We start from the raw sequence: 6,000 nt of genomic DNA, 5'->3' as shown, positions 1-6,000 counted from the left end.
CGGTCAATTTCTTGATGCAACTCTTGTGGGACTATCAGCTTGCAACGTACAGAGATAGTCTGGCTCATGGGCTTATTGTAGTTCATCCAGACTTTGACCAGCAAACCTATATGGAGGAGGGCTTTCCTCCCGACACCAAGCCTGCGGCTATGGTGCGGGCCTCCAGCCCGAAAATTTGGTGACTAGTGACTAGTCACTACGCACTACTCTACAGGGCGGTGGGGCATCCCGTCCTTTTCGCGTCAGCGGGACGTAGTCCTGAAGCTCAGGAAATGCCTGAAGCGATAGCAGGGGTCACTGAGAAGCCCGCGCTGTGTGCGTAGCAACCCTGCGGGAAGCTAGCTACAGCGTCGGGAGTATGTCACGCAGCCTGCGACTTCATGGGCTCCGAGTAGGCCAAAATGAACTGAATGAACTGGTCGATCTCCAGCAGAATGTGTTCCGCCTCGGCCAGAGAGGCCGGTACGCTTGCCAGCACCTGGGCATCTACTTCTGCAGCCTGCTCCGCTTCTTGCAAGAGGTTCATCGAGTTATGGCTGAGCAGGAGCTCCAGCTCGTTCAGGGTTACCATGGCCAGCTGCTCCTCGGCTTGATGGAGCTTATTTTGCAAAGTCTGAACTTGTTCGGTTTGCACCTTCAGCCTAGCTTCCGCCTGCTCAGCGCGAGACATAGCCAGTTGTGCAGCTTGCTGGGCCTCATCCCGCTGAGCTTTCAGGAAGGTCATCTCTTGCTCCAATTGTGCCAATCGCTCTTGCAGGCTGTAAATGTGCTGATCCCGGTCTCCCAAAGCTCGCTCCAGCTCGCGATTTCGAGCCTCCATCTGCTGACGAGCTTCGTTCGCTTGGGCCAGCTGTTCCGCCAAGTTTGCCATTTCCTCTTCCATGTTGGTGAGCCGACTCAAGCGTTCCAAAACCTGAGCATTTTCGGCTTCCAGTTTCTCAATCAGCGCTTGAGCGCCCAACAGTTCTGCTTTGGTAGAGTCCAGCTCGCCGCAGACTTGGTTGTAGTTGGCGATTAGCTCGCCAAGCCGGGCTTCTTTGGCTTGCAGTTCTTCTCGCAAGGAGTTCATCCAGCGGTCGCTCTGCTCAATCCGCTGTTGCAAGAGCGGCAGTTGAACCAGAGCTTGTTGGGCAGCACTGAAATAGCCAAGGAGTCGTTTGAAGTGGCGCTGTAGGTGGCTGTGGGACTGATCCAATCTGTCGAAGGCTTCGTTGAGAGAGAGATAGGCCTCGCACAGTTTCATGTAGCGCCGAGCCACAGAATCAGGATGATCCATAGGGTTATAGAGTCCAGGTGGGGGTGCCGTGTCTATTTTATGCTGTTCATTCTATTGGCCAAGCCTGGAGAAGGAGGCATTTGATACAACAACTGGGGGCTTAATTTTACTTTAATATCCGGTGCCCCAATCTCTCTTGCGAGCCAAGGCCAAAGAGTCTGCCCCAATACAGCTTCAGACGTTACCCACAGGCTACACAGAGACTAAAGCGGCTCCTCAAAAGCAATTGAAATCTTGTCTTGACCAAACAACCGGTTCATCTACATATTTAGTGTTCATGAGAAGATGCCCACGAGCTCTAGCGCTAGATGTGCTGCAAAAGTAGGGCTCTTCATGGCTCAGACCGGCTGGGCATTGGGGATCCCTAGCTTCTCCAAATAGGCGGCTGCCCGCAGCAGTTTGGCTTCTTGATAGGGGGCGGCCACCAGTTGTACGCCAAAGGGCAGGGATCCGCTCTCGCGCAACGGCACTGAAAGCACCGGCAGGCCGATAAACGAGAGGGGCTGAGTGTAGAGGCCGAGGTTGGGCCGAGTGAGAACCTCTACCCCATCGATCACCATCTTCTCTTGGCCGAGCAAGGGGGCAAAGCAGGGGGTGGTGGGGGCGATGAACAGATCGATCTCCTGAAAAATGGCCTGCACCTGCTGGCGATACCAGCGGCGAAAGCGCTGTGCCTGCAAGATCCAACTGGCAGGCAACAGGGCTCCGGCCAAAAAGCGATCCCGGGTGGCCGGGTCAAAGTCGTGGGGGCGAGTTCGCAGGTTGGGCAAGTGCAGGTTGGCTCCCTCAGCAGCCGTGATCAGGAAGGCGGCGGCACGGGCGCGCTGGGCTTCCGGGATCCGCACAGTCTGGCCGACCCCCAAGGCTTGGGCCACCTTTTCTACCCCGGCCAAGATGGGGGGCTCTGCCCCTCGGGCAAAGTAATCATCCGCCACCGCGATGCGCAAGCCCTCGATCCCCTGCCCCAATTGCCCAAAGGTGGGATCCACAGGACGCCGGGTACAGACGGGATCTTGGGGATCCGGCCCTTGCATAACATCGAAGCTGAGGGCAATATCGGCCACCGAACGGGCCAAGGGGCCCACGTGGTCGAAGCTGGCGGCAAACAGAGCCACCCCTGCCCGCGATAGACGGCCATAGGTGGGCTTGAGGCCGTAGACGCCACACAAAGAGGCCGGTACCCGAATCGAGCCGTTGGTGTCGCTGCCCAGGGCGAGAGGCACCAAACCTCCTGCTACTGCAGCTGCCGAGCCGCCGGAGGATCCCCCCGCACTGCGGCTGAGATCGTGGGGGTTGTGGGTGGGGCCGTAGTGGCTGTTTTCGGTGACGAAGCCGTAGGCGTACTCGTCCATGTTGAGGGTGCCCACCAAGATTGCCCCTGCCTGCTTGAGACGAGCCACCACTGTTGCATCTTGGATGGCCGGGGGGTTCTCGCGGTTGATCGCCGAGCCAGCCAGGGTGGTGAGGCCGGCCACGTCAAATAAGTTCTTGACGGCAAAAGGCACCCCTGCCAACGGGCCTACAGGGATCCCTTGAGCCACCTGTCGATCCACGTGCTCCGCTGCTTGCAGAGCCGATTCCTCCAGCACGGCTGTGAAGGCATTGAGCTGGGGATCCCGCCGGCGAATCCGCTCCAGACAGGCGGCCACCACCGCTTGGGCGCTCACGGATCCCTGGCGGACAGCCCTGGCAATAGAGACCGCGTCAGCGCTGCCGAGAAGGTGGGGATCCCCGGTCATGGCTGAGGGTCAAAGGTGGGATCTGGCTCAACTATCGGCGGCAACGGGAACTCCAGCACCTGTTGAGCAATGGGCAGAAAGCGGGCAAAGTTTTCGATCACCCCTGCTCGGTGTTCAGGATGCAGGGGCAGTTGCAGCAGTTGGGCCATTTGATCGACGTAGGTTTCGGGATCCCAGGGCTGCATGGTTTTGGGGTCAGGGAGCCGATTGCAGCAAAAATACCACCACTAGCCTCCAACAACAAGACCGTCGTCGACTAGGGAGCGGACATTTGCACAGTGTTGCCCTGCAGCGACCAGAGACGCTCGTTGGGCAAGACAGGGCGGGTTATCGCCTGCCGTTCCAGCTCATTCAAAGCAACGCGACGGCTATGTGCAGAGCGATTGGAAGCAGCGCTGGCTTGCAGGCGTTTGCGGAACAGACGCAACTGCTGCTGCTCTGCTTCGGGAGAAACATGCTGGGCAAAGAGGGGATGCAAGATTTTCTCCTCCTGATCAAACTGAGCCCGCAATTGCCGATAGAAGTGAAGGGCAGCAGAAGGATCCACCTGCTGCGGGGTGCGCTCTGATTGGTGCAAAAAGCGCGTCAGCTCTGGAATCTGATCCCGCAGATGTTGCTCCAGCCGCTCAGTTTGGGCGCTGAGGTGGGGATCCCCCTGGAGAGCCGACCTGAGCAGGGGGTAGAGAACATGGCGCTCCAGTTGAATGTGGCGGGAGAGGCGCTGTCGCAACCTTTGTACACAGAGGCGTCGCTGCTCCAGATCCAACTCCGGCGCTCGAGACAGGCGAGTCAAAAACTGCAGGATGACGCGGTGCTGTTCAGCACAAAGGGCAACCAGCGTACCGGCAGAGGTTGCTCGCGTCAGCGGGAAGGACTCCTCAGAGGACATGGCATTCACAGCAGAAAAGTTTCATCCTAGCTTAACTTTGTCAAGAAATGGTGGCTTGCGTAAGGGTACGGGAATAGCGCAGGTGTCTTGGATACACTCGGGCAGCAATCCTGGGGAAAGTTGTCCAGATCTGAACTCCGGCAACGCCACTCTCTAGGCTTGCACAGGCCAGCGGCGTTTCCAAGCAGAAGTGGGCTCCAAAGAGGAGGCCTGCTGTTCCTGCTGGCGTTGCAGCCGGATTTGCGCTCTATCTCCTTTCAAGGTGGGATCCCGGTAGGGCACGGCAGCGCGAGTTTTCAGGTGCTCCCACTCCATGGGGGAAAGAGGCGGCAGGTGGTCAGGTTGGGGCGAGGCCACTGTCCCCGGCCAAGGACGACCTACCGGGGGGGTAGAGCCGATGAAAAGCCCTGCTTCCAACAGAGCCGCTCGCACCGCCGCTGCACAGGAATAGGTGGCCAAAATGCCGGTTGGTCGCATCCGTTCAGCCACGGCCCGCAGGAAATCCACCGTCCACAGCTCTGGGCAAACCGAAGGGGAGAAGGGATCCAAAAACACCGCATCTGCCCACCCCAGCGGCACCTGCAACACCGTTTGCCGGGCATCGCCCCACAGCAGCGTTCCGCGCCAGCGCTCCGATTGCCAGGATCCCTGTTCAATCCAGTGTTGCCATTCTTGCCCAAAGCTCCAGTCGGATCCCACCCCCGCCTGCCAAGCCTGGCGAGGCACTTCCGGGGATCGCTCTAGGCCGATTACTTCTACAGAACAGTGGGGCCGGATTTGCCAAATGGTTTCTAGGGCAAGGCCGGAGTTGTAGCCCAAGCCAAAGCAAATATCCAAAAGGCGAATGGGCTGGGCGGGATCCCGTTCCAACGGCAGCCGATCCAGCCGGCAAGGGCGGACAAACTTCTCCAAAGCCTCCTGGGCGGCACCACTGACGTTGTGAAAAGCCTGTCCAAACTCTTCCGAGAAAAAGGTCAGGGATCCATCCCCTGTGGTCAGCACCTGCCACCGAGTCTCCATCGCTTGCTGTTGTCTCTATTTTCAGTCGGGCGATTCTTTGATAGCTTGAGAACGTTGAGATGTGTTTCGCAGCTCACCGGCAGGGCTCTCAACATCCCTGGCCAGAAAAGGTGTTTCAACAGCTATGTCTCTACTGGATTGGTTTGCGGAGCGGCGCAGACAAACCTCTCTAAACCTGACAGGTAGCAGCCCCTTCGACAAAGAGCGTCAGGTGAGAGAAATTGCCGATGGCCTCTGGCAAAAGTGTCCTGCCTGTGACACCCTGACCTACACCAAGGATCTGCAGCAAAACTGGCAAGTTTGCCCCAGCTGTGGGCATCACCACCGCATTACAGCTCCAGAGCGGCTGGAACAGCTTTTGGATCCCGGATCCTGGCAGCCCCTGGACGAACACCTGGCTCCCACGGATCCCCTACACTTTTTCGACCAAAAGCCCTACTCCGAGCGCTTGGCCACCTACCAGGAGCGCACCCAGCTCAAGGATGCCGTCCTGACAGGGTTGGGAAGCCTGGAAGGGATCCCGGTGGCGATTGGAGTGATGGACTTTCGCTTCATGGGCGGCAGCATGGGCTCGGTGGTGGGAGAGAAGATCGCCCGCCTCACGGAACGGGCCACCTGCGATCACCTGCCCTTGATCCTCTTTTCGGCTTCGGGGGGGGCCCGCATGCAGGAAGGGATCCTCAGCCTGATGCAGATGGCCAAGACCTCAGCTGCCCTACAAAGGCACCGCGACGCCAGACAATTGTTCATCTCCGTGCTCACCCATCCCACCTATGGCGGGGTAACTGCCAGCTTTGCCATGCTGGGAGATTTGATCCTGGCCGAGCCGGGCGCGCAGGTGGGGTTTGCCGGGCCGAATGTAATCGAGCAAACCATTGGCAAGGGCAAGCTGCCAGAAGGCTTCCAAACCGCCGAGTACCTGCTGGCCCAAGGGCTCATCGACGCGATTGTGCCCCGCACTGAGCTGCGCAAGCGGCTGGCCCAGTTGCTCTCTATGCACCGCCCCCGTTTGCATGTGTCCCTTCCCTCCATAGACTCGGAGGCTTTAACCCTGCAACCTATGCTGTAGGTAGATC

Annotated in this window: 7 protein-coding genes; 2 read left to right on the top strand and 5 right to left on the bottom strand. The window is 58.8% G+C overall.

What is annotated here, in order from left to right; all coding sequences use genetic code 11:
* A partial coding sequence (locus ACVW0B_RS10460; protein ID WP_457491626.1) for a hypothetical protein occupies positions 1 to 182 on the top strand: 182 nt, incomplete at its 5' end.
* Between the two features lie 179 nt (positions 183 to 361).
* Here ACVW0B_RS10460 and ACVW0B_RS10455 read toward each other — a convergent pair.
* The 5 genes from ACVW0B_RS10455 to ACVW0B_RS10435 form a co-directional block, all read right to left on the bottom strand.
* Entirely contained in the window at positions 362 to 1,276 is a 915-nt protein-coding gene (locus tag ACVW0B_RS10455; RefSeq protein ID WP_457439722.1) for a hypothetical protein, read from the bottom strand.
* Between the two features lie 338 nt (positions 1,277 to 1,614).
* A complete protein-coding gene (locus tag ACVW0B_RS10450; RefSeq protein WP_457491625.1) occupies positions 1,615 to 3,015 on the bottom strand; it encodes an AtzE family amidohydrolase in 1,401 nt (466 codons plus the stop codon).
* Positions 3,012 to 3,200 (bottom strand): DUF4089 domain-containing protein, encoded by a 189-nt coding sequence (locus tag ACVW0B_RS10445; RefSeq protein ID WP_011430915.1) that lies wholly within the window; start codon positions 3,198 to 3,200, stop codon positions 3,012 to 3,014. The genes ACVW0B_RS10450 and ACVW0B_RS10445 overlap by 4 nt, the downstream gene beginning before the upstream one ends.
* Positions 3,201 to 3,271: 71 nt before the next feature.
* On the bottom strand, positions 3,272 to 3,904 hold the full coding sequence (locus ACVW0B_RS10440; RefSeq protein WP_457491624.1) for a hemerythrin domain-containing protein: 633 nt from the start codon (positions 3,902 to 3,904) through the stop codon (positions 3,272 to 3,274).
* Positions 3,905 to 4,057: 153 nt separating this feature from the next.
* On the bottom strand, positions 4,058 to 4,924 hold the full coding sequence (locus ACVW0B_RS10435; protein ID WP_457491623.1) for a tRNA (5-methylaminomethyl-2-thiouridine)(34)-methyltransferase MnmD: 867 nt from the start codon (positions 4,922 to 4,924) through the stop codon (positions 4,058 to 4,060).
* A gap of 124 nt (positions 4,925 to 5,048) precedes the next feature.
* Here ACVW0B_RS10435 and accD point away from each other — a divergent pair, with 124 nt between their 5' ends.
* Positions 5,049 to 5,993, top strand: coding sequence for an acetyl-CoA carboxylase, carboxyltransferase subunit beta (accD, locus tag ACVW0B_RS10430; RefSeq protein WP_414328771.1), 945 nt, complete (start codon positions 5,049 to 5,051; stop codon positions 5,991 to 5,993).
* Positions 5,994 to 6,000: the final 7 nt, after the last annotated feature.

The organism is Thermostichus sp. MS-CIW-23 (assembly GCF_054059455.1).
This window is presented reverse-complemented; position numbering and strand designations above follow the sequence as displayed.

What these genes read in the sequence shown, in the direction of transcription:
- ACVW0B_RS10455 (WP_457439722.1), bottom strand. Translation starts at nt 1,276, where the DNA reads ATGGATCATCCTGATTCTGTGGCTCGGCGCTACATGAAACTGTGCGAG.
- ACVW0B_RS10450 (WP_457491625.1), bottom strand. Translation starts at nt 3,015, where the DNA reads ATGACCGGGGATCCCCACCTTCTCGGCAGCGCTGACGCGGTCTCTATT.
- ACVW0B_RS10445 (WP_011430915.1), bottom strand. Translation starts at nt 3,200, where the DNA reads ATGCAGCCCTGGGATCCCGAAACCTACGTCGATCAAATGGCCCAACTG.
- ACVW0B_RS10440 (WP_457491624.1), bottom strand. Translation starts at nt 3,904, where the DNA reads ATGTCCTCTGAGGAGTCCTTCCCGCTGACGCGAGCAACCTCTGCCGGT.
- ACVW0B_RS10435 (WP_457491623.1), bottom strand. Translation starts at nt 4,924, where the DNA reads ATGGAGACTCGGTGGCAGGTGCTGACCACAGGGGATGGATCCCTGACC.
- accD (WP_414328771.1), top strand. Translation starts at nt 5,049, where the DNA reads ATGTCTCTACTGGATTGGTTTGCGGAGCGGCGCAGACAAACCTCTCTA.